20 protein-coding genes and 1 riboswitch are annotated in these 22464 nt (G+C 72.2%); of the genes, 16 read left to right on the top strand and 4 right to left on the bottom strand.

Translation table 11 applies throughout. The annotated features are described in order from the left end of the window. On the bottom strand, positions 1-1219 hold a 1219-nt coding region (locus ACPOLA_RS13675; RefSeq protein ID WP_435770990.1), incomplete at its 3' end, for an alpha,alpha-trehalose-phosphate synthase (UDP-forming). A 100-nt stretch (positions 1220-1319) separates the two neighbouring features. On the opposite strand from ACPOLA_RS13675, the gene ACPOLA_RS13670 reads away from it, so the two are divergent. After that, a complete protein-coding gene (locus ACPOLA_RS13670; RefSeq protein ID WP_435770989.1) occupies positions 1320-2684 on the top strand; it encodes a sensor histidine kinase in 1365 nt (454 codons plus the stop codon). An 8-nt stretch (positions 2685-2692) separates the two neighbouring features. Next, positions 2693-3340 (top strand): response regulator, encoded by a 648-nt coding sequence (locus ACPOLA_RS13665; RefSeq protein ID WP_435770992.1) that lies wholly within the window; start codon positions 2693-2695, stop codon positions 3338-3340. 3 nt (positions 3341-3343) lie between these two features. Here ACPOLA_RS13665 and ACPOLA_RS13660 read toward each other — a convergent pair whose 3' ends face one another. Next, entirely contained in the window at positions 3344-4318 is a 975-nt protein-coding gene (locus tag ACPOLA_RS13660) for a Gfo/Idh/MocA family protein (protein WP_435770988.1), read from the bottom strand. A 121-nt stretch (positions 4319-4439) separates the two neighbouring features. Between ACPOLA_RS13660 and ACPOLA_RS13655 the strand changes: the two genes are divergently transcribed. From ACPOLA_RS13655 to otsB, 3 genes are all read left to right on the top strand, one after another. Continuing rightward, positions 4440-4739, top strand: a complete 300-nt coding sequence (locus ACPOLA_RS13655) for a DUF3263 domain-containing protein (RefSeq protein WP_435770987.1) — start codon at positions 4440-4442, stop codon at positions 4737-4739. Positions 4740-4741: 2 nt separating this feature from the next. Continuing rightward, positions 4742-5281, top strand: coding sequence for a LytR C-terminal domain-containing protein (locus ACPOLA_RS13650; protein ID WP_435770986.1), 540 nt, complete (start codon positions 4742-4744; stop codon positions 5279-5281). A 61-nt stretch (positions 5282-5342) separates the two neighbouring features. Beyond that, positions 5343-6188, top strand: coding sequence for a trehalose-phosphatase (gene otsB, locus ACPOLA_RS13645; RefSeq protein ID WP_435770985.1), 846 nt, complete (start codon positions 5343-5345; stop codon positions 6186-6188). Here otsB and ACPOLA_RS13640 read toward each other — a convergent pair whose 3' ends face one another. Together ACPOLA_RS13640 and ACPOLA_RS13635 are read right to left on the bottom strand one after the other, a co-directional pair. Then, positions 6189-7427, bottom strand: a complete 1239-nt coding sequence (locus ACPOLA_RS13640; protein WP_435770984.1) for an RNA polymerase sigma factor — start codon at positions 7425-7427, stop codon at positions 6189-6191. It lies immediately after the preceding gene. A 17-nt stretch (positions 7428-7444) separates the two neighbouring features. Further along, the gene (locus tag ACPOLA_RS13635; protein WP_435770983.1) at positions 7445-7816 is read right to left on the bottom strand and encodes a YciI family protein; all 372 of its coding nucleotides are present in this window, start codon (positions 7814-7816) and stop codon (positions 7445-7447) included. Positions 7817-8009: 193 nt separating this feature from the next. Further along, positions 8010-8151, top strand: a riboswitch (SAM riboswitch). 9 nt (positions 8152-8160) lie between these two features. On the opposite strand from ACPOLA_RS13635, the gene thrC reads away from it, so the two are divergent. The 11 genes from thrC to narI all read left to right on the top strand — a co-directional run bounded on the left by thrC (position 8161) and on the right by narI (position 22426). Further along, positions 8161-9483 (top strand): threonine synthase, encoded by a 1323-nt coding sequence (gene thrC, locus ACPOLA_RS13630; RefSeq protein ID WP_435770982.1) that lies wholly within the window; start codon positions 8161-8163, stop codon positions 9481-9483. Between the two features lie 28 nt (positions 9484-9511). Beyond that, positions 9512-9787: a MoaD/ThiS family protein gene (locus ACPOLA_RS13625; RefSeq protein ID WP_435770981.1), complete on the top strand. Its 276-nt coding sequence runs from the start codon at positions 9512-9514 to the stop codon at positions 9785-9787. Positions 9788-9812: 25 nt separating this feature from the next. Next, the gene (locus ACPOLA_RS13620; protein WP_435770980.1) at positions 9813-10292 is read left to right on the top strand and encodes an OsmC family protein; all 480 of its coding nucleotides are present in this window, start codon (positions 9813-9815) and stop codon (positions 10290-10292) included. Positions 10293-10362: 70 nt separating this feature from the next. Beyond that, positions 10363-11250: an SGNH/GDSL hydrolase family protein gene (locus ACPOLA_RS13615; RefSeq protein ID WP_435770979.1), complete on the top strand. Its 888-nt coding sequence runs from the start codon at positions 10363-10365 to the stop codon at positions 11248-11250. Positions 11251-11259: 9 nt separating this feature from the next. Next, entirely contained in the window at positions 11260-12132 is an 873-nt protein-coding gene (locus ACPOLA_RS13610) for an ATP-grasp domain-containing protein (protein ID WP_435770978.1), read from the top strand. A 196-nt stretch (positions 12133-12328) separates the two neighbouring features. Next, the gene (gene groL / locus ACPOLA_RS13605; protein ID WP_435770977.1) at positions 12329-13957 is read left to right on the top strand and encodes a chaperonin GroEL; all 1629 of its coding nucleotides are present in this window, start codon (positions 12329-12331) and stop codon (positions 13955-13957) included. Between the two features lie 199 nt (positions 13958-14156). Beyond that, the gene (locus ACPOLA_RS13600) at positions 14157-15428 is read left to right on the top strand and encodes a nitrate/nitrite transporter (protein ID WP_435770976.1); all 1272 of its coding nucleotides are present in this window, start codon (positions 14157-14159) and stop codon (positions 15426-15428) included. 68 nt (positions 15429-15496) lie between these two features. After that, entirely contained in the window at positions 15497-19174 is a 3678-nt protein-coding gene (locus ACPOLA_RS13595; protein ID WP_435770991.1) for a nitrate reductase subunit alpha, read from the top strand. Further along, positions 19174-20958, top strand: a complete 1785-nt coding sequence (gene narH, locus ACPOLA_RS13590) for a nitrate reductase subunit beta (protein WP_435770975.1) — start codon at positions 19174-19176, stop codon at positions 20956-20958. Before ACPOLA_RS13595 ends, narH begins: the two co-directional genes overlap by 1 nt. Next, positions 20955-21695, top strand: coding sequence for a nitrate reductase molybdenum cofactor assembly chaperone (narJ, locus tag ACPOLA_RS13585; RefSeq protein WP_435770974.1), 741 nt, complete (start codon positions 20955-20957; stop codon positions 21693-21695). The genes narH and narJ overlap by 4 nt, the downstream gene beginning before the upstream one ends. After that, a complete protein-coding gene (narI, locus tag ACPOLA_RS13580; RefSeq protein ID WP_435770973.1) occupies positions 21695-22426 on the top strand; it encodes a respiratory nitrate reductase subunit gamma in 732 nt (243 codons plus the stop codon). The genes narJ and narI overlap by 1 nt, the downstream gene beginning before the upstream one ends. The last annotated feature ends 38 nt before the right edge of the window (positions 22427-22464 follow it).

Raw genomic sequence — 22464 nt, 5'->3', positions numbered from 1 at the left:
GCCAGGCCTGGCGCAGCTCGTCGGCCGCACCCGCGAACTCCGACAGCACCAGGGCACCGTCGTTGTCGCAGCGGCAGGCGACGTACTCCTTGGCGACGAGGTTCATGCCGTCGCGGTAGGGCGTGACGACCATGATGTCGGCGGCGCGGTAGAGGGCGGCCATCTCCTCGCGCGGGTAGGAGGTGTGCAGGTAGCTGATGGCCGGCGTGCCGATCCGGCCCAGGTCGCCGTTGAGGCGGCCGACGAGCCGGTCGATCTCGTCGCGCAGCAGGCGGTACTGCTCCACCCGCTCCCGCGACGGCACGGCCACCTGGACGAACACGGCGTCGTCGACGGTGAGCTCGCCGTCGCGGATCAGCTCGCCGAACGCACGCAGCCGCGCGTAGATGCCCTTGGTGTAGTCGAGCCGGTCGATGCCGAGGAGGATCTTCCGCGGGTTGCCGAGCGCCTCGCGGATCGCCTCGGCGCGCTTGGTGACCGCCTCCGACCGCGCCAGCTCCTCGAACCCGGCGGCGTCGATGGAGATGGGGAACGGCGCGGCCCGCACGGTCCGGCCGTCGGGCAGGTAGACCAGGTCGCGGTGCGTCTTGTGACCGACCCGCTGGCGCACCAGCCGCACGAAGTTCTGCGCGGCCCCGGGCAGCTGGAAGCCCACCAGGTCGGCGCCGAGCAGACCCTCGAGGATCTGGCGGCGCCAGGGCAGCTGCTGGAAGAGCTCGGCGGGCGGGAACGGGATGTGGAGGTAGAAGCCGATCCGCAGGTCCGGCCGCAGCTCGCGGAGCAGCTGGGGCACCAGCTGCAGCTGGTAGTCGTGCACCCACACGGTCGCGCCCTCGGCGGCCAGCTCGGCCGCCTTCTCGGCGAACCTCCGGTTGACCTTGACGTAGGTGTCCCACCACTCGCGGTGGAACTCCGGCTTGGCGACGAGGTCGTGGTAGAGCGGCCACAGGGTGCCGTTGGAGAAGCCCTCGTAGTGCTCCTCGATCTCCTCGGCGGTCATCGAGAGCGGCACCAGCCGCAGCCCGTCGTCCTCGAACGGCTGCAGGTCCTGGTCGGTGCCGCCGGGCCACCCGATCCACACGCCGTCGTGGGCGCGCATGACCGGCTCGATGGCCGACACCAGCCCGCCGGGGGAGCGGCGCCAGGTCGTCGACCCGTCGCTCTCGGTCACCCGGTCGACGGGGAGCCGGTTGGCGACGATCACGAGGTCATGGGCCACGCCGTCAGCGTATAAGGCGGCCCCGTGTCGGGCTGGCCCGACATCGGCTGTCGGGCTGGCAGGATCGTGCCGGGCGTCCGTGCGGACGAGCATGGACGCCGTGACCGAGACCTTGGTGATGAGCACTCCCCCCGCAGGCCCCGCAAGCCCCGCAAGCACCGCAGACAGCCCTGGCAACCCGGCCGGCGCGGCCGACCGCGCTGCGCCGCCCCGCCGCCTGCGCCGCGTCGCGCTGGACTCGGCGTACGCCCTCAGCGCCTTCCCGCTCGCCCTGCTCGCGCTGGTGCCCGTCGTCGCCGGCCTCGCAGCGGGCGCCGGCACGCTCGTGGTCGCCGGCGTCGGGCTGATGGTCCTGGTCGGCACGGCGTACGTCGCCCGCGGTTTCGCGCACGTCGAGCGGCAGCGGCTGGTGTGGACCGGACGGTACGACGCCGTCCGGCCCACCTACCTGCGCCGGGCGCCGGCCGACTCGGCCGTCCGTGGCGCGCTCACTCCGCTGCGCGACGTGCAGTCGTGGCTCGACATCCTGTGGTGCGTCGTCGGCCTGGTCACCGCGACCCTGGCGTTCGCGGTCGCCGTGACCTGGTACGCCGCCGCTCTCGGCGGGCTGAGCTACTGGTACTGGGAGCGGTTCGTGCCGCGGGACCCGGACGGCACCACGCTGGCGAGCCTCGCCGGCTTCGGCGAGGGCCGGTCGGCCGACGTGCTGCTGCAGACCGGCATCGGCGTCGCGGCCCTGCTCACCCTGCCGCTGGCGGTCCGCGCGGCGGCCGCGACGCACGCCGCGGTCTCCCACGCGCTGCTGTGCAGCCGCGCCCGGATGGTCGGCCGGCTGGTGCGGGTCGAGCGGAGCCGCGACGCCGCCCGGGTCGCGGAGGCCGCGTCCCTGCGCCGGCTCGAGCGGGACATCCACGACGGGCCGCAGCAGCGACTGGTCCGCCTCACCATGGACCTCGGCCGGGCGAAGGTGCAGCTGGCCGACGACCCGGCCAGGGCGGGTGCCGCGATCGACGACGCGCTGCGCCAGGCGCGCGACGCCGTCGACGAGCTCCGCTCGCTGTCCCGCGGCATCGCGCCGCCGCTGCTGGTCGACCGCGGCCTGGCGGCGGCGGTGACCGAGATGGCGGCCGGCTGCCCGGTGCCCGTGGAGACCTCCGTCGACGTCCCCGGGAGCCTGCCCCCGCACGTGGAGACCGCGGCCTACTTCGTGGTCGCCGAGGCGCTGACCAACGTCGCCAAGCACAGCGGCGCGCGCGCCGCCGAGGTCGTCGTCGCCGCCCGCGGCGGGGCCCTCGAGATCGTCGTCGCCGACGACGGCGTCGGTGGTGCCCACGCCGGCAAGGGGCTGGGGCTCGCCGGCCTCGGCCAGCGGGTGGCGGCCGCCTACGGTGACCTCGAGGTGGACTCGCCGGCCGGCGGGCCGACGGTTGTGCGCGCCCGGATCCCGATCGGCGCGGAGGCCTGATGCCGGACCTGCGGGTGGTGGTCGCCGACGACTCCGTGCTGCTGCGCGAGGGGCTCCAGCTGCTGCTGACCGAGGCTGGGCACGAGGTCGTCGCGTCGGTGGCCGACGGGCCGTCGTACGTCGAGGCCATGCTCGCGCTCCGTCCCGACGTGGGCGTCGTGGACGTTCGGATGCCGCCGAGCCACACCGACGAGGGGCTGCGGGCCGCGGTCGAGGTGCGCCGGGCGTGGCCGGAGTCGCGGATGATGGTGCTGTCGCAGTACGTCGTCGTGTCCTACGCCGACGACCTCCTCGCCACCGGCGAGGGAGGGGTGGGCTACCTGCTGAAGGACCGGGTCAGCGAGGTCGCCGACTTCCTCGACGCGCTGGCGAGCGTCCGGGCCGGCGGGACCGTGCTCGACCCGCTGGTGGTCCGGCAGCTGATGGGCCGGCACCGCGACCCGCTCGCCGCGCTGACGCCGCGGGAGCGCGAGGTCCTCGCGCTGATGGCGGAGGGACGCTCGAACGCGGCCGTCGCGGAGGCGTTGAGCGTCACCCTCGGCGCGGTGGAGAAGCACACCCAGCGGATCTTCGCCAAGCTCGGCCTGCCGCCCGACGACGACCAGTCGCACCGGCGGGTGCTCGCCGTGGTGCGGTTCCTCCGCGCCGGGGCGTGAGGCTCAGCGGCCGGTGACCTGCCGACGGAGGTCGTCGAGCTGGTCCATGATCGCCAGCGTCCGGGCGTGGGGCACGAGCGGCGACTCGCGCAGACCCTCCCGCAGGCACCGGTGGACCTCGGCGATCTCGTTGCCGTAGCCCAGCCCGATCACCGGATCCGCGCCGGTGTGCGTGACCGGCTCACCGGCCTCCGGCACGAACGTGTACGACGCCGGGCAGAAGAACGGCGCGGCGACCTCCACCCGACCGGTGTCGGTGACCAGGGTGGCGGTGATCGGCCGGTCGACGTCGATCGCCACGGCCAGGGTGGCGGTGGCACCGCCGGGGTAGCGCCCCGCCACCGTCACGTCGAGGTCGATGCCCTGAGGGGTGAGCCGGCCCTCCCCGCGGAGCTCCTCGGGCGGGCCGAGCAGGAGGTGCGCCAGGGTGAGTGGGTAGACGCCGAGGTCGAGCAGCGCGCCGCCGCCGAGGGCCGGGTCGCGCAGCCGGTCGGCCGGGTCGTCGGGGCCCGCGAAGCAGAACGACGCGGTCAGCTCCCGGGGCTTCCCCAGCTCGCCGCCCCGCACGCGGGCGACCAGGTCGCGGACGACCGGATGGGTCGCGGTCCACACCGCCTCCATCAGGAACCGGTCGCAGCGCTGCGCCGTCGCCACCAGTGCCGCGGCGCTCGCGGGGTCCAGGGTCAGCGGCTTCTCGCACAGCACGTGCTTGCCCGCCTCGAGGGCGGCCGTCGCGAGCGCGGCGTGGAAGGCGTGCGGCGCGGCGACGTACACGACGTCGACGGCCGGGTCCGCCAGCACCTCGGCGTAGGACCCCGCCGAGAGCGCACCGTGGGCCTCGGCGAAGGCCGCGGCCCGGGAGGGGTCCCGCGAGCCGACGGCCACCAGGGTGGCATCCTCGACGAGTGCCAGGTCCTGGCAGAAGGCGGCGGCGATCCGGCCCGGAGCCAGCACGCCCCAGCCGATGGTGGGCTGCATCCGGCCAACCTAGTGGGCCGGGGACCCGCCGGGGGGATCGAATGACATCGGTGTGATTCGGGCGTTACAGTGGAGCCCGCACACCCTTGGATCGACCATCCGGTTCCGTGGAGGAGTCCTCATGAACGCCGAGCGCAGCAACCAGGAGACCGCCACGACGGCGGCCGCCGGCGAGCTCAGCGACCGCGACCGCGCGATCCTGGAGTTCGAGCGTCAGTGGTGGAAGTACGCCGGCGCCAAGGAGAGCGCGGTCCGCGAGCAGTTCGACATGTCGGCGACCCGCTACTACCAGGTGCTCAACGCCCTCATCGACCGCCCGGAGGCGCTCGCCGCCGACCCGCTCCTGGTCCGCCGGCTGCGCCGGCTCCGCTCGCAGCGCCAGCGCCAGCGGTCCGCTCGGCGCCTCGGCTTCGAGGTCTGACCGTGGCCGGCCGGAGCGCACGGTCCGAGCGCGGGGCGGTGCTGCCCTCGCCGGTGGTCCTGCTCAGCGTCCTGGCGGTCGCGCTGGCCGCGATCACCTTCGTCTCCACCCGCGGCGGCGAGCCCGCTGAGCGCGACGTCTCCGCCACCAAGGCCGCCGCGACGCCGAGCGAGACGACCACGGACCCGTCGGGCTCGTCGGACGCGCCGGACGACAAGGCGACCAAGGAGCGGGAGCAGAAGCCGAAGAAGAAGCCGGTCGACCGGTCCGCCCACTCGGTCGTGGTCTTCAACAACACCTCGATCACCGGCCTCGCGGGGCGGGTCTCCGAGCGGGTGAAGGCGGCCGGCTGGAACGTCGCCGCCGCCGACAACTGGTACGGCACGGTCCCGGCCACCACGGTCTACTACCCGGCCGGCAAGAAGCCGGCCGCCCAGCAGCTCGCCCTCGACCTCGGCGTCGCCCGGATCATGCCCGCCGACACCGACAGCGACATGAGCGACACCAGCCTCACCCTCATCCTGACCGGCGAGGTCGGCTGACTCGGCCCGGTCCCGCCACCCCTGCGGCGCCCGGCGACCGGCGGCGTGGTGGGATGGAGGCGTGGAGTTCACGTCCGTCGAGGGTGAACAGCGGTACGACGCGCTCGTCCGGGCCGCGTCCCGCACCGTCGTCGGCCTCGATTTCGACGGCACCCTCTCGCCGATCGTGGCCGACCCGACCCAGGCGCGCATCCACCCCGATGCGCGCGACGTGCTGGTCGCGCTGTCCGGCCGGGTCGCCGCGATCGCGGTGATCACCGGCCGCCCGGCCCGGCAGGCACTCGACCTGGGCGGCCTGGAGGAGGTCGCCGACGCGATGGAGGCCGCGGGCAAGGAGCTCTTCGTCTTCGGCCAGTACGGCAACGAGCGGTGGAGCTCGGGCCAGCGCCGGATCGTCGGCGCCCGGCCACCGCGCGGCCTGGCGTCCTTCGAGCGCGACCTGCCGCGCGCGCTGCGGCAGGCCCGCGCCGCCGACGCGTTCATCGAGGACAAGGGCCTCGCCGTGGCCGTCCACACCCGCCGGCTCCCCGACGCGGACGAGGCCTACGACCGGCTGCTGCCGCGGCTGCGCGACCTCGCCGACCGCCACGGGCTCGCGCTCGAGCCCGGACGCGCCGTGATCGAGGTGCGCTCACCGGGCTCCCACAAGGGCATGGTCGTCGACCTGCTCGCCGCCGACCTCGACGCCGGCGGCTTCCTCTTCGCCGGAGACGACCTCGGCGACGTCGAGGCGTTCGAGGCCGTCGCCGAGCTCGGCAAGCAGGGCCTGGCCACGCTGCGCGTGTGCTCGGCCTCCGACGAGCAGAGCGCCCTGCTGCCGCTGTCCGACGTGGTCGTCCCCGGCCCGGAGGGCGTGCTGCGGCTGCTGCGCCGGCTCACCGACGACGCCGCAGCGGCGCACGGCTGATCAGGGCAGCGCGGCGCGCCGCCGGCGGAGGTGGCTGCGCTCGGCCTCGTTGTCGCACAGCGCCAGCGCGGCGTCGTACGCCTCCCGGGCGGCGGCGGGGTCGCCGACCCGGGCCAGCAGCTCGGCCCGGACCGCCGGGAGCCGGTGGCCGCGCAGAGCCACCCGGGCGAGCGCGTCCAGGCCGGCGCTCGGGCCCTCGACCTCGGCCAGGGCCACGGCGCGGTTGAGGCGCACGACGGGGGAGTCGGCGACGGCGAGCAGCTCGTCGTACCGCGCGAGGATCCGGTCCCACGCGGTCGCCTCCGTGACGGGCGCGATGCCGTGCTCGGCGGCGATCAGCGCCTGCAGCAGGTACGGCGTCGCCGGGGCGGCGGCCATCGGCGTGAGGAGCTCGAGCGCCTCGGCGATCTCGTCGTGGCGCCACCGCGAGCGGTCCTGGTCGGCCAGCAGCACCAGGTCGCCGTCGGCGCCCCGCGCGTCGCGGCGCGAGTGCTGGAGGAGCATCAGCGCCAGCAGCGCGTCGAGGTCCGCCCGCTGCCGGTCGTCGGCCTCGTCGGGCAGCACGTCGCGCAGCACCTGCACCAGGCGCACCGCCTCGCCGGCGAGCTCGGCCCGCAGGACGTCCGGCCCGGACGCCGGCGCGTAGCCGGCCGTGAACGCGAGGTAGGCCACCTCGGTCGCCACGGTCAGCCGGTCAGCCAGCCGGGCTCCGGCGGGCAGCTCGAAGCGCTCCCCGGCGAGCCGCTGCTTCGCCCGGGTGAGCCGCGCGGCCATGGTGGTGGTCGACTGCAGGAACAGCCGAGCGATGTCGGCCGTGGCGACGCCCAGCACGAGCCGCAGCGCGAGCGCCGCCGCGGCCTCCCGCGACAGTCTCGGGTGGGCGCACAGCAGGACCAGCCGCAGCCGCTCGTCCACCAGCCGCTCGCCGCTGTCGGCCATGACGCGCTGCGCCTGCTCGGCGAGCCCAGCCTCCACGGTCAGCAGGGGCATCGACCGCGCGAGCACCTGCTCCCTGCGCAGCCGGTCGAGCGCACGCCGCCGGGCGGTGGTGAGCAGCCAGGCACCCCGGTTCGTCGGCACCCCTTCGGTCGGCCAGGTCCGGGCAGCGGCCTCGAAGGCGTCGGCCAGCGCGTCCTCGGCGAGGTCGAGGCGCCGGAACCGCGCGACGAGCAGGGCCAGGAGCCGGCCCCACTCGTCGCGCTGGGCGCAGGCGAGCGCCGCGTGCGCCTCCTCGCTCATGTCGGGGTGATGCCCGGTCAGGAGGCGTCGGTGTCGTGGTCCACCGCCGCCCGCACCTCGACCGGGGCGCCGCCGGGGTCGGCGAGGATCGCGGACACCTCGAGGAGGTCGTCGAGGTCGTCGGACTCCACGACGTAGAAGCCGCTCAGCTGCTCGACGGTCTCCGCGAAAGGCCCGTCGGTGACCAGGACTGCGCCGGCGCTGTCGCGGGCGACCTGCTTCGTGGTGCGGGAGTGGGTGAGCTCCGCCCCGCCGGTCACGGTGTGGGCCAACTCCGCGAGGGCGCGACTGAACTCCTCGTGGCGGGCGAACACGGCGGCCTGCTCCTCAGCAGTGGCGCGCTCCCACACGGACTCGTCGCCGGGGAGCAGTACGACATAGGTGGTCATGGTGGCAACCTCTCAGTTGGTCGGGTGTCTGTCATCGGGTTGACGTTCGGGACCGCCGCAGATCGACAACTGACGGCGAGAAGTGCGGAGGACGGCGTACGGAGCGATGACGACGCTGTCCGCATCGCGGACGCGCGTCTCACCTGATGGAACCCGGATTCGGTGCTCGCCGGGCTCAGCGATACGTTGTGCCTGCTCATCCAGAGGGACTGAGGGAACGGCCCTGAGAAGTCCCGGCAACCGCCGCGAGCTCCCGAACGCGCCAGCACGGGCGTCCGTCGCGGAAACGGTGCCAAATCCGACCCGGTGCGACCGTCGCGCGGGACAGATGAGAAGGAGGATCCATGAGCGCCGCCGTGACCACCGAGTCCGAGCCCGGAACCGGACGAGCCGCCGACGCGGCGCCCAGCGACCAGCCCACCCGGACCGGTCTCCGCGAGGGAGCCTTCGGCCACGCCACCGCCCTCTCCTGTCGCGAGTGTGGCCACGAGGTCGCCCTCGGCCCGTTCTACGCCTGTCCGGAGTGCTTCGGTCCGCTGGAGATCGCCTACGACTTCCCGGCGCTGACCCGTGGGGAGATCGAGGCCGGGCCCCGCAACATCTGGCGCTACAAGGCGCTGCTGCCGGTGCCGACCGACATCGAGTCCAGCCCCAACACCGAGCCCGGCTTCACCCGGCTGCTCAGGGCCGACAACCTCGCCCGCGAGCTCGGCATCGAGACCCTGTGGGTCAAGGACGACTCGACGAACCCGACGAACTCCTTCAAGGACCGGGTCGTGGCCTGCGCCCTGAGCGCGGCGCGCGAGCTCGACGCGAAGGTCTTCGCCTGCCCCTCGACCGGCAACCTGGCCAACGCGGTCGCCGCCGCCGGAGCCCGGGCCGGGATCAAGACCGTCGTCTTCATCCCGAGCAACCTCGAGCAGCCCAAGCAGGTGAACTCGGCGATCTTCACCGAGAACCTCGTCGCCGTCGACGGCAACTACGACGACGTCAACAAGCTCGCGTCCGAGATCGCGGGGGAGGAGGACGGCTGGGCCTTCGTCAACGTCAATGTCCGCCCCTACTACGCCGAGGGCTCCAAGACGCTCGGCTACGAGATCGCCGAGCAGCTGGGCTGGCGGCTCCCCGACCAGATCGTGATCCCGGTGGCGTCCGGCTCCCAGCTGACCAAGGTGCACAAGGCGTTCCAGGAGCTGGTGAAGCTGGGCCTGGTCGAGGACAAGCCCTACAAGGTCTTCGGCGCGCAGGCCGAGGGGTGCAACCCCGTCGCGGCCGCCTACAAGGCCGGCGTCGACGCGATCCGCCCGGTGAAGCCCGACACCATCGCCAAGAGCCTCGCGATCGGCAACCCCGCCGACGGCATCTACGTCCTCGACATCACCCGCAGCACCGGCGGCGCCGTCGAGGAGGTCACCGACGAGGAGATCCGGGCCGGCATCGTGCTGCTCGCCCGCACCGAGGGCATCTTCACCGAGACCGCGGGTGGCACCACCCTCGCGGTGACGAAGAAGCTCGTCGAGACCGGTCAGCTCGACCCCACCCTCGAGACCGTCGTGATCAACACCGGCCACGGCCTGAAGACCCTCGACGCGGTCTCCGGCCAGGTCGGCCCCGCCGCGACGATCGCCCCCACCTACGCCGCCTTCAAGTCCGCCGGCATCGTCTGACCGGCCCGTCCACTCCAGAGGAATCCCCGTGAGCGTCTCCGTCCGCATCCCCACCATCCTGCGCAGCTACACCGGCGGCGAGTCCGAGGTCTCCGCCGACGGCGCCAACGTCGCGGAGGTGCTGGACGACCTGGACGCCAAGTACGCCGGCATCAAGGGCCGCATCCTCGACGAGGAGGGCAAGCTGCGGCGCTTCGTCAACGTCTACGTCGACAACGACGACGTCCGCTTCGCCGACGAGCTCGCCACCCCCACCCCCGACGGCACCGAGATCTCGGTGATCCCGGCGGTCGCCGGGGGTTGACACGTTGCAGGAAAACCTCCGGGCTGTGCCCGAACACCGCTACTCCCTCGACCTCACCTGGCAGGGCAACCGGGGCACGGGCACCAGCGGCTACCGCGACTACGGCCGCGACGTGCTGCTCCGGGCCGAGGGCAAGCCGGACCTGCTCGGCTCGGCCGACCCGACCTTCCGCGGCGACGCGTCGCGGTGGAATCCCGAGGAGCTGCTGCTCGCCGCCCTCGGGCAGTGCCACCTGCTGTCCTACCTCCACTCCGCGGTCAACCACGGCGTGGTCGTGGTCGCCTACGACGACTCGCCGGTCGGCACCATGGTTCAGGAGGGCCAGGGCGGTCGGTTCACCTCGGTGACGCTGCGGCCGCGGGTGACGATCACCGATCCCTCCATGCGCGACGTCGCCGGCGAGATCCACGCCGAGGCCAGCCGCAACTGCTTCATCGCGGCGTCGGTCAACTTCCCCGTGCGGCACGAGCCCGTGACCGAGGTCGTGACGCAGATCGGGTCCTGACGCCGCGCTGGACACGCGGAGGCCACCGGCCGGCCACGGTCCGTTCAGGCGGGTCTGGTTCAAAGCAGCCATGAGCCGCACCCGCAAGGCCCTGGTCGCCACGAGCCTCGCCGCGGCGGGCGTCAGCCTGACCGCCGGCGGCACCCGCGAGCTGCTGCGCCGCCAGGCAGCGCGGGCACGGCAGGCGATCGGCAAGCCGCTCGGCGAGGAGGCCCTCGACGCCGACCGCACCTGGAAGCCGTCGTACGGCGAGCCGCTGGACCTCCTCCTGCTCGGGGACTCGATCGCGGCCGGGCTGGGCGCCGAGCGCCCGAAGGACACCCTCGGCGCCCGGCTGGCCCGCGGCCTCGCCAACGAGGTGCACCGCTCCGTGCGGCTGACCACCGGTGCGGTGGTCGGCTCGGAGACGTCCGCACTCGCGGCACAGCTGGACGGACTGCCGCCGGGCTACCGCGCCGACGTCGCGGTCATCGTGGTCGGCGGCAACGACGTCACCCACCGAGTGCCGCTCTCGGCGTCGGTCGCCTACCTCGAGGAGGCGCTGGTGCGCCTCCGCGAGGAGGGCACCGAGGTGGTCGTCGGCACCTGTCCCGACCTCGGCGCGCTCCGTCCGGTGCCGCAACCGCTGCGGGCCCTCGGGTCCCGGGTCTCCCGCCAGCTGGCCGTTGCCCAGGCGGAGGCCGCCGTGCGCAACGGGGCGCACGCGGTGTCCCTCGCCCACGTCGTCGGACCGTTCTTCATCACCAACCCCGACGAGATGTTCAGCCTGGACCGGTTCCACCCGAGCGCCCTCGGCTACAAGCGGACGGCCAAGGCGCTGCTGCCGTCGGTGCTGCTGGCGCTCGGCCACGCGGAGAGGGTGCCGTTCGGCCACCACCCGCCGGTCGTCCTCGAGCGCCCGGCTCCCGGCAGCGCCGGCCCGGAGGCCGACGAGCGCGGATCGTGGGCCCCTGCGTAGGGTCGCCCGGTGCCCACGGTCGTGCTCGCGACGTTCAGCCTGCTCCCCGACGGTGAGCCCGGAGGCGACCTGCTGGTCCGGGCCCTGGCCGAGCGAGGGGTCGACGCCCGGTGGGCGTGCTGGGACGACCCCGCGGTCGACTGGGCGCGCGCCGACCTGGTCGCGGCCCGCTCGACGTGGGACTACCACCGGCGGCTGCCCGAGTTCCTCGCCTGGGCCCGACGCGTCGAGGAGTCGACGCCGCTGCTCAACGGCGCGGAGGTGTTCGCCTGGAACGCCGACAAGGCCTACCTCCTCGAGCTCGCCGGCACCGACGCCGTGGCGCCGGTCGTGCCGACCGCGCTGCTCGACGACCGCACCCTGGCCACCGGGCTCGGCGACGCGCTCGCGCGCTGGGGGACCGTCGTGGTGAAGCCGCGGGTCGGCGCCGGGGGAGTGGGGCTGGTGGTGGCCGCCTCCGTGCGCGACGAGCGGCTGGAGGGCCTGGTCCGCGGACCGTGGGTGGTCCAGCCCCTGGTCGAGTCGGTGCGCACCAGCGGCGAGACCTCCGTCTTCGTGCTGGAGGGCAGGGCCGTCGCGCAGGTCGACAAGGCGGTCGCCGGCGAGGAGGTCCGGGTCCACGAGTCCTACGGCGGCAGCAGCCGGGCGGTGCCGCTGGACCGGGCGCGGGCGGCCCTCGCCGAGGACGTCGTACGACGCGTGGCGGCCGGCGCGTCGGGCCGCGAGGCCGACCTCGCCTACGCCCGGGTGGACCTGATGCGCTGGCAGGACGCGTGGGTCGTCAGCGAGCTGGAGCTCATCGAGCCGGGCCTCTACCTCGACGTGGCGCCGGACAACGCCGGCCGGTTCGCCGACCTGGTCGTGGCCCGGCTGGACGGGTGACCCACCGCTTGCACTCGCAGGGGGCGAGTGCTAAACATGACGTTGGCACTCTCCTCATGAGAGTGACAAAAAGACCCCGGTCCGGGGAGTTGAGGTCAGCAGCGACGGTGGGAAGGGTCCACCGGTCGGCCTGGCCGTCCGTCGCGGGCAACGAGCCGGATCCCCACAACTCGATTGCGAAGGAATCGCAGGAGTTATGCCGAAGCTGATTGCTTTCAACGAGGAGGCCCGGCGCGGCCTCGAGCGTGGCATGAACACGCTCGCAGACGCCGTCAAGGTCACCCTCGGCCCCAAGGGCCGCAACGTCGTGCTGGAGAAGAAGTGGGGCGCCCCCACGATCACCAACGACGGTGTGTCCATCGCCAAGGAGATCGAGCTCGAGGACCCCTACGAGAAGATCGGCGCCGAGCTGGTCAAGGAGGTCGCCAAGAAGACCGACGACGTCGCCGGTGACGGCACGACGACGGCGACCGTGCTCGCGCAGGCGCTCGTGAAGGAGGGCCTCCGCAACGTCGCCGCGGGCGCGAACCCGATGGGTCTCAAGCGCGGCATCGAGTCGGCCGTCTCCGCCGTGTCCGAGCAGCTGCTCGGCATGGCCAAGGAGGTCGAGACCCGCGAGCAGATCGCGGCCACCGCGACGATCTCCGCCGGTGGCGACACCACCGTCGGCGACGCCATCGCCGAGGCGATGGACAAGGTCGGCAAGGAGGGCGTGATCACGGTCGAGGAGTCGAACACGTTCGGCATCGACCTCGAGCTCACCGAGGGCATGCGGTTCGACAAGGGCTACATCTCGGCCTACTTCGTCACCGACCCCGAGCGCATGGAGACCGTGCTCGAGGACGCCTACGTCCTGATCGCCAACTCCAAGATCAGCAACGTCAAGGACCTGCTCCCGCTGCTGGAGAAGGTCATGCAGTCGGGCAAGCCGCTCGTCATCATCGCCGAGGACGTCGACGGCGAGGCGCTGTCGACCCTGGTCGTCAACAAGATCCGCGGCACCTTCAAGTCCGTCGCGGTCAAGGCGCCCGGCTTCGGCGACCGCCGCAAGGCGATGCTGCAGGACATCGCGATCCTCACCGGCGGCCAGGTCATCTCCGAGGAGGTGGGCCTCAAGCTCGAGACCGCCGGCCTGGAGCTGCTCGGCCAGGCCCGCAAGGTCGTCGTCACCAAGGACGAGACCACGATCGTCGAGGGCGCCGGCGACGCCGCCCAGATCGAGGGCCGGGTCAACCAGATCCGCGCGGAGATCGAGAAGTCCGACTCCGACTACGACCGCGAGAAGCTCCAGGAGCGCCTCGCCAAGCTGGCCGGCGGCGTGGCCGTCATCAAGGTCGGCGCGGCGACCGAGGTCGAGCTCAAGGAGCGCAAGCACCGCATCGAGGACGCCGTCCGCAACGCGAAGGCGGCCGTCGAGGAGGGCATCCTCCCCGGTGGTGGCGTCGCGCTGGTCCAGGCCGGCTCGTCGGCCTTCGACAAGCTCGAGCTCGACGGCGACGAGGCGACCGGTGCCAACATCGTGAAGGTGGCGCTCTCCGCGCCGCTGAAGCAGATCGCGATCAACGCCGGCCTCGAGGGCGGCGTCGTGGCGGAGAAGGTCGCCGGCCTCCCGGTCGGCCAGGGCCTCAACGCCGCGACCGGCGAGTACGTCGACCTGCTGGGCGAGGGCATCATCGACCCGGCCAAGGTGACCCGCTCGGCGCTGCAGAACGCCGCGTCGATCGCCGCGCTGTTCCTCACCACCGAGGCCGTCGTGGCCGACAAGCCGGAGAAGGCCGCCCCCGCGGGCGACCCGACCGGCGGCATGGGCGGCATGGACTTCTGAGTCCGGCCCCCAGCAGAACCCCTTCGCAGGGCCCCCGCTCCGGCGGGGGCCCTGTGCTTTTTCCGGAGGACGGCCCGGAGCGGGCCGCACGGGGCCCCGCCGCGCCGGGACCAATGTCATCTGAGGGCGGATATTGGTCCCGAGGCCGGGGTACCTAGGCCCCTGTGACCGGGTGTCAGTCGGGTGCGAGGGTCGGACCATGGACCACGCGCGAGGTGCCGGAGGCACATTGACGGCTGCCACAGGGAGCGACACCCACGACCAGGCCACGGAGGCCCGGTCCGGCTCCCCATGGCTGATGCTCGGGATCGCCACGGTGGGCTTCGTGGTGAACTTCTGGGCCTGGGCGCTCATCAGTCCTCTCGGGCCGCTGTTCCGGGACTCCGGAGTCCTCGGCGACCTGAGCGAGGCCGACGTCTCCCTGATGGTCGCGGTGCCGGTGATCGTCGGGTCCCTCGGCAGGATCGTCGTCGGCGCCCTGACCGACCGGTTCGGCGGACGCGTCATGTTCCCGCTGGTGTCCGCGGCGACGATCGTCCCGGTCCTCTTCGTGGCCTTCTTCGCGCTGGACTCCTATTCGTTGATCCTGGTGGGAGGCTTCTTCCTCGGCATCGGCGGCACGGCGTTCGCCGTGGGTGTCCCCTTCGTCAACGCCTGGTTCCCGCCGGAGCGCCGCGGACTCGCGATCGGCATCTTCGGGGCGGGCATGGGCGGCACCGCGATCAGTGCGCTCACCACCGTCCGCCTCTACGACGGCCTCGGCCACCGGTCGCCGTTCCTGATCACGGCGGCCATCCTGGCCGTCTACGCCGTGGTGGCCTGGCTGCTGCTGCGGGACGCCCCCGGCAGGACGCTGCCGACGGCCTCCCTCGCCTCGCGGCTGGCGGCGACGTCGAGGCTTCCGATCACGTGGCAGGCCTGCGCGCTCTACGCCGTCGCCTTCGGTGGGTACGTCGCCTTCTCGGTGTACCTGCCGGCGTACCTCAAGACCGCCCACGGCCTCACCGCTGCCGATGCCTCGAACCGGATGGCCGGCTTCGTGGTGGTCGCTGTCCTGATGCGGCCGGTCGGCGGCTGGCTCGCCGACCGCCTCGGCGCCATCCCGGTGCTCGCCGCCGGCTATGCGATGGTGGTGGTCTGCGCGGCGATCGCCGCCGGGACCCCGCCGCTCGACGGCATCGGCACGGTGGCGTTCCTCGCCATGGCTGCCGCGCTCGGCTCCGGCAGCGGCGCCACCTTCGCCCTCATCGCCCAGGTCAGCGAGCCGTCTCGGGTCGGCGGGATCACCGGCCTCGTCGGAGCTGCCGGGGGTCTCGGCGGGTTCGTGCCGCCGCTGATCATGGGCTACGTCTACGGGCGCACGGACTCCTACGCGATCGGGCTGTGGCTGCTCGCCGCCACCGCTGCGCTCACCCTCGTGCTTACGCTGACCATCGTCCGCAACACCGCCAAGGAGAGGGCCACCACGTGACAACGCACTCCGATGACACCCGGCGCCACGACGAAGGGCACCGGGTCGATCCGGGGCTCGACGGAGGACTGGCCGAGGCGCTGGTGCGGACCCGTCGGTACTTCACCAAGGGCAGGGTGTCCGCGGACCTCCGCACGCTGACCCAGAAGGGAGGGCGCGGCGCGGACGACTTCTACCGGGACAGGTGGAGCCACGACAAGGTGGTGCGGTCCACCCACGGGGTCAACTGCACCGGCTCCTGCTCGTGGAAGGTGTATGTCAAGGACGGCATCATCACCTGGGAGACGCAGCAGACCGACTATCCCTCGGTCGGCCCGGACTCGCCGGAGTACGAGCCGCGAGGGTGCCCACGGGGCGCGGCCTTCTCCTGGTACACCTACAGCCCGACGCGGGTGCGCTACCCGTACGTACGCGGCGTGCTGCTGCAGATGTACCGCGAGGCGAAGAAGCAGCACGGCGGTGACCCGGTGGCGGCCTGGGCCCATGTCGTCGACAACCCGCAGCGGGCGCGGGCCTACAAGTCGGCGCGTGGCAAGGGCGGTCTGGTCCGAGCGACCTGGGACGAGGCCACCGAGATGGTGGCGGCCGCCTACGTGCACACGATCCGCAAGTGGGGGCCCGACCGGGTCGCCGGGTTCTCTCCGATCCCGGCGATGTCGATGGTGTCCCACGCCTCCGGCGCCCGGTTCACCTCGATGGTCGGGGGCTCGATGCTCTCGTTCTACGACTGGTACGCCGACCTGCCGGTCGCCTCGCCGCAGATGTTCGGCGACCAGACCGACGTGCCCGAGTCCGGCGACTGGTGGGACGCCGGCTACCTGGTGATGTGGGGCTCCAACGTGCCGGTGACCCGCACGCCGGACGCCCACTGGATGGCCGAGGCGCGCTACCGGGGTCAGAAGGTGGTCGTCGTCTCGCCCGACTACGCCGACAACGTGAAGTTCGCCGACGAGTGGCTCGCCATCGCGCCGGGCACGGACGGCGCGCTGGCGATGGCGATGGGTCACGTCATCCTCAAGGAGTTCTTCGTCGACCGGCAGACGCCGTACTTCACCGACTACACCAAGAAGTACACCGACCTGCCCTACCTCGTCGCGCTGGACGAGGTGGAGGGCGGCACGACCCACCGCGCCGGGAAGTTCCTCACGGCCGCCGACCTGCCGGACCAGGCCGAGACGGCGAACGCGCACTTCAAGCCCGCGCTCATCGACGCGCGCACCGGCGAGGTGGTGGTCCCCAACGGCGCCCTCGGGCACCGGTTCGGCGAGGCGGACCTCGGCCGGTGGAACCTCGACCTCGGTGAGGTCGACCCGGCCCTCACCCTGCTGGCGGCGGGGGCGCCGACGGTCTCGGTCGAGCTGCCCCGCTTCGACGACCACGACGGCACACCCGGCTCGTTGGCCCGTGAGGTGCCGGTACGGCGCGTCGCCGGCCGCCTCGTGACGACGGTGTTCGACCTGATGCTCGCCCAGTACGGCGTGGCCCGCAGCGGGCTGACGGCCGGCTACGCGACGTCGTACGACGACGCCACCGCGCCGTACACGCCGGCCTGGCAGGAGCGCATCACCGGCGTTCCGGCGTCCGCGGCGGCCAGGATCGCCCGCGAGTTCGCCCAGAACGCGGAAGACTCGGGCGGGCGTTCGATGATCCTGATGGGCGCCGGCACCAACCACTGGTTCCACTCCGACACGATCTACCGCGGGTTCCTGGGGCTGACCACGCTGACCGGGTGCCAGGGCGTGAACGGCGGTGGCTGGGCCCACTACGTCGGTCAGGAGAAGTGCCGGCCGGTGACCGGGTGGGCCCAGCTGGCCTTCGGGCTGGACTGGAAGCGTCCACCACGACAGATGATCCACACCGCGTACTGGTACCTCCACACCGACCAGTTCCGCTACGACACGTTCGGGGCGGACACCGTCGCTGCCGCCACCGGCTCGGGCAGGCTGGCCGGGCTCACCACCGCCGACGTGATCGCGAAGAGCGCACGGATGGGGTGGATGCCGTCCTACCCCACCTTCGACCGGAACCCGCTCGACCTGGCGGACGAGGCAGCCTCCGCGGGGAAGCCGGTGGCCGAGCACGTCGTCGACCAGCTCAAGGCCGGGGACCTGCGCTTCGCGGCCGAGGACCCCGACGCACCGGAGAACTTCCCCCGGATCCTCAGCATCTGGCGAGCGAACCTCCTCGGCTCCTCGGGCAAGGGCAACGAGTACTTCCTCAAGCACCTGCTCGGAACCGACAGCTCGCTGCGCGCCAGCGAGGCGGGGGACGACCAGCGTCCCGCGGAGGTGGCCTGGCACGACCAGGCCCCGGAGGGCAAGCTGGACCTGCTGTTGACCCTGGACTTCCGCCAGACCAGCACCACCATCTTCTCCGACGTCGTCCTGCCTGCAGCCACGTGGTACGAGAAGCACGACCTGAACACCACCGACATGCATCCCTTCGTGCACTCGTTCAACCCGGCCATCGCGCCCCCGTGGGAGACGCGGACCGACTGGGACGCCTGGCAGGCGATCGCGACGAAGTTCAGCGAGCTCGCGGCAGGGCGGCTCGACACGCGCACGGACGTGGTGGCGGTCCCGCTGCTGCACGACACCGCGGACGCGATGGCCAACCCACACGGCGTCGTGCGGGACTGGAAGCACGGCGAGTGCGACCCGGTACCCGGGGTGACGATGCCGAAGATCGTCGAGGTCGAGCGCGACTACACGGCGATCGGCGCGCAGATGCAGGCGCTCGGGCCGCTCCTGGACACCCTCGGTACGACGACGAAGGGCATCACCTACGACGTGGGCGCCTCGATCGACTACCTGCGCAAGAAGAACGGCCCGGTCCGTGGCGGCCCCGCCGACGGCCGGCCCTCCCTGAAGCGCGACATCCACGCCTGCGAGGCGATCCTCGCCCTCTCGGGGACCACAAACGGCCACCTCGCCACCCAGGGCTTCAAGACGCTCGAGAAGCGCACCGGCACTGAGCTCCACGACCTCGCCGCCGAGCACGAGGGCAAGCAGATCACCTTCGCCGACACCGTCTCCGCGCCCGTGCCGGTGATCACTTCGCCGGAGTGGTCGGGCTCGGAGAGCGGCGGCCGCCGCTACTCGCCGTTCACCATCAACGTCGAGCGCCACAAGCCCTGGCACACCCTGACCGGCCGCCAGCACTTCTACCTGGACCACGACTGGATGGCGGAGCTGGGGGAGTCGCTGCCCGTCTACCGACCGCCTCTCAACATGGGGGCGCTCTTCGCCGAGCCCGACCTCGGCAGCACCGGCATGGCGATGGGCGAGCGGACGGTCACGGTCCGCTACCTGACTCCGCACAACAAGTGGTCCATCCACTCCGAGTACCAGGACAACCTGTTCATGCTGTCCCTCTCGCGCGGCGGGCAGACCATCTGGATGAGCGACAAGGACGCCGCCAAGGTCGGCGTCGCGGACAACGACTGGATCGAGGCGGTCAATCGCAACGGCGTCGTCGTGGCCCGCGCCATCGTCTCCCACCGGATGCCGGAGGGCACCGTCTACATGCACCACGCACAGGACAGGCTGATCGACGTGCCCATCGCGGAGACCTCGGGCAAGCGCGGCGGCATCCACAACTCGCTCACCCGGATCCTGGTGAAGCCCAGCCACCTGATCGGCGGCTACGCGCAGCTGGCGTTCGCCTTCAACTACCTGGGTCCGACGGGCAACCAACGCGACGAGGTCACCGTGATCCGCAAGCGCAACCAGGAGGTGACCTACTGATGCGGGTGATGGCTCAGATGGCGATGGTGATGAACCTCGACAAGTGCATCGGCTGCCACACCTGCTCGGTGACCTGCAAGCAGGCATGGACCAACCGCACCGGCACGGAGTACGTCTGGTTCAACAACGTCGAGACCCGGCCGGGGCAGGGCTACCCACGGACGTACGAGGACCAGGAGGAGTGGAAGGGCGGCTGGGAGCTCAACAAGCGGGGCCGGCTCCGGCTCAAGGCAGGGGGCCGCCTGAAGAAGCTGGCGACCATCTTCTCCAACCCCAAGATGCCCTCGATCCAGGACTACTACGAGCCGTGGACCTATGACTACGCCACGCTCACCGACGCGCCCGCCCAGGAGCACACCCCCGTGGCGCGGCCCAAGTCCCTGCTGTCGGGCAAGGACATGAAGATCGAGTGGTCGTCGAACTGGGACGACAACCTCGGCGGGTCGGCCGCGACCCTCGAGCACGACCCGATGCTCCAGAAGATCGCCGACAAGGTGAAGTTCGAGTTCGAGCAGACCTTCATGTTCTACCTGCCGCGCATCTGTGAGCACTGCCTCAATCCGTCCTGCGCGGCCTCGTGTCCCAGTGGCGCGATCTACAAGCGCTCCGAGGACGGCATCGTCCTCGTCGACCAGGACCGCTGCCGCGGGTGGCGGATGTGCGTCTCCGGGTGCCCGTACAAGAAGGTGTACTTCAACCACCGCACCGGCAAGGCCGAGAAGTGCACCTTCTGCTTCCCCCGCATCGAGGTCGGCATGCCGACCGTCTGCTCCGAGACCTGCGTCGGGCGCCTCCGCTACATCGGGCTGGTCCTCTACGACGCCGACGCGGTCCTGGAGGCGGCGGCCACGCCGGACGAGCACGATCTCTACGAGGCGCAGCGCTCGGTGCTGCTCGACCCCAACGACCCCGAGGTGGAGGCGGCGGCGGAGCGGGACGGCATCCCCCGCGACTGGGTCCAGGCCGCCCAGCGGTCACCGATCCACGCGCTCATCAACGTCTACAAGGTGGCGCTGCCCCTGCATCCCGAGTACCGGACGATGCCGATGGTCTGGTACATCCCGCCCCTCTCGCCGGTCGTCGACGTCGTCAAGGACACCGGCTACGACGCCGAGGACAAGGGCAACCTGTTCGCCGCCATCGACGCCCTCAGGATCCCGGTCGAGTACCTCGCCGAGCTGTTCACGGCCGGGGACGTCGTACCGGTCCAGCGGGTCCTCAAGCAGCTCGCCGCGATGCGCTCCTACATGCGTGACATCAACCTCGGGCGTGAGCCCGACGCCGCGATCCCGGCGTCGGTGGGGATGAGCGAGGAGGACATGTACGACATGTACCGCCTGCTCGCCCTCGCCAAGTACGACGAGCGCTACGTGATCCCTCCTGCGCACGCGGAGCAGGCCCACTCGCTGGAGGAGATCGCGACGGAGTGCGCGGTCGCCGACTACGGCGGCGGCCAGCAGGGCCCCTTCGGGGAGGGCTCGGGCCGGCCGCTGCCGATCGCGGTCGAGAACTTCCAGATGCTGCAGGACCGGCAGACCGCGGACACCTTCGCCGCGCCCGACGACAAGTCCGCGCGGATCAACCTGCTCAACTGGGACGGGAAGGGCTCGCCCCAGGGGTTGTTCCCGCCGAGGCCGGACGCGGACGGCGAGCGGCCCGCAGCCGGACTGACGGGCGGCACCGGCGTACTCGGGTCGGAGCAGGAGACCCAGGCCGGCACGATCGGAGAGCACTCGGGCCGCAACGTCGCCGACGAGCGCACCGGCGGGACGGACGCCCGATGAGGACCGCGCTGCGCCGTGCCCGCCGCTCCGGCACCGCCTTGTCCCGCGACCAGCAGGGCTGGGTGTGGCAGGCCGCGTCGCTGCTGCTCGACTATCCCGGCGACGACCTCGCCGACCGGCTGCGCCTCGTCGATCGGGTCGTCGCCGCCCTGCCCCCGCAGGTCGGTCAGCCACTCGGCGCGGCGGTCGCCCGGCTCGACGGGGTGTCGCTGGTCGACCTGCAGGCCGACTACGTCGACACCTTCGACAGCCGACGGCGCCACAACCTGTTCCTGACCTACTTCGCACACGGTGACACCCGCAAGCGAGGAATGGCGCTGCTGCGCTTCAAGCAGGCCTACCTGGAGTCCGGCGCCGAGCTGGGGGCGGACGGGGAGCTCGCTGGGGGTGAGCTCCCCGACCACCTCTGCGTGGTGCTCGAGTACGCCGCCACCGTCGACCCCGAGCGGGGCCGACAGCTGCTGCTCGACCACCGGGCGGGGCTGGAGCTGCTCCGTCTGGGCCTGGCGGAGAGCGGCTCGCGGTGGGCCGGCGCGGTCGAGGCCGTCACCGCGACCCTTCCCCCGCTCGACGGCGACGAGGTCGATGCGATTCGCCGGCTCGCCGCGGAAGGGCCTCCTGCCGAGGAGGTCGGCCTGACTCCGTACGCCACTCCCGGCTTCGACCCCGGACCCGCGGCCCCGGGGCGCTCCGGACCGACGCCCCTGCCCATGCCGACCGTGCGAGGAGCTCGCTGATGGAGACCTTCCTGTGGGTGGTGTTCCCCTACATCTGCCTGACGGTGTTCGTCGTCGGCCACTTCTGGCGTTACCGGTACGACAAGTTCGGCTGGACCACGCGGTCCTCCCAGCTCTACGAGGACCGGTTGCTGCGGCTGGGGTCCCCGCTGTTCCACTTCGGCATGCTGGGCGTCGTGGGTGGCCACGTGATCGGCCTGCTCGTGCCCCGCTCGTGGACGGAGGCCGTCGGCATCGACGACCACCTCTACCACTACATCGCCGTGATCGGGGGGCTGCTCGCGGGCGTGATGGCCGTCGCGGGCATGGTGCTGCTCATCTATCGCCGCCGGACGGTGGGTCCGGTCTTCTCGGCCACCACCGTGATGGACAAGGTCATGTACTTCTTCCTCGCCGTGGTGATCATCCTCGGGATGTGGAACACCATCGCCGGCTCGATCTTCACCATCGGCGGTGAGTACAACTACCGGGAGGGGGTGTCGGTCTGGTACCGGTCCTTCCTGGCGTTCCAGCCGGACGCCGCGTTGATGGCCGAGGCGCCGCTCGGTTTCCAGCTGCATGCGCTCACGGCCTTCCTGCTCTTCGCGATCTGGCCGTTCACCCGTCTCGTGCACGTCTTCAGCGCACCGCTCGGCTACCTCACCCGGCCCTACATCGTCTATCGCAGCCGGGACGACCGGCAGCTCGGCAGCCACAGTCCGCGGCCCGGCTGGGAGCGGGTCGGACGCTGAACGGAGGTCCTGCTTCGGTGGGACCTTCGCCCCTGCCG

Origin of the sequence: Nocardioides proteolyticus (genome assembly GCF_051280635.3) — a bacterium.
Lineage (GTDB): Bacteria > Actinomycetota > Actinomycetes > Propionibacteriales > Nocardioidaceae > Nocardioides.
Note: the sequence above shows the minus strand (reverse complement) of the source record. Positions and strands in the feature narration are given on the sequence as shown.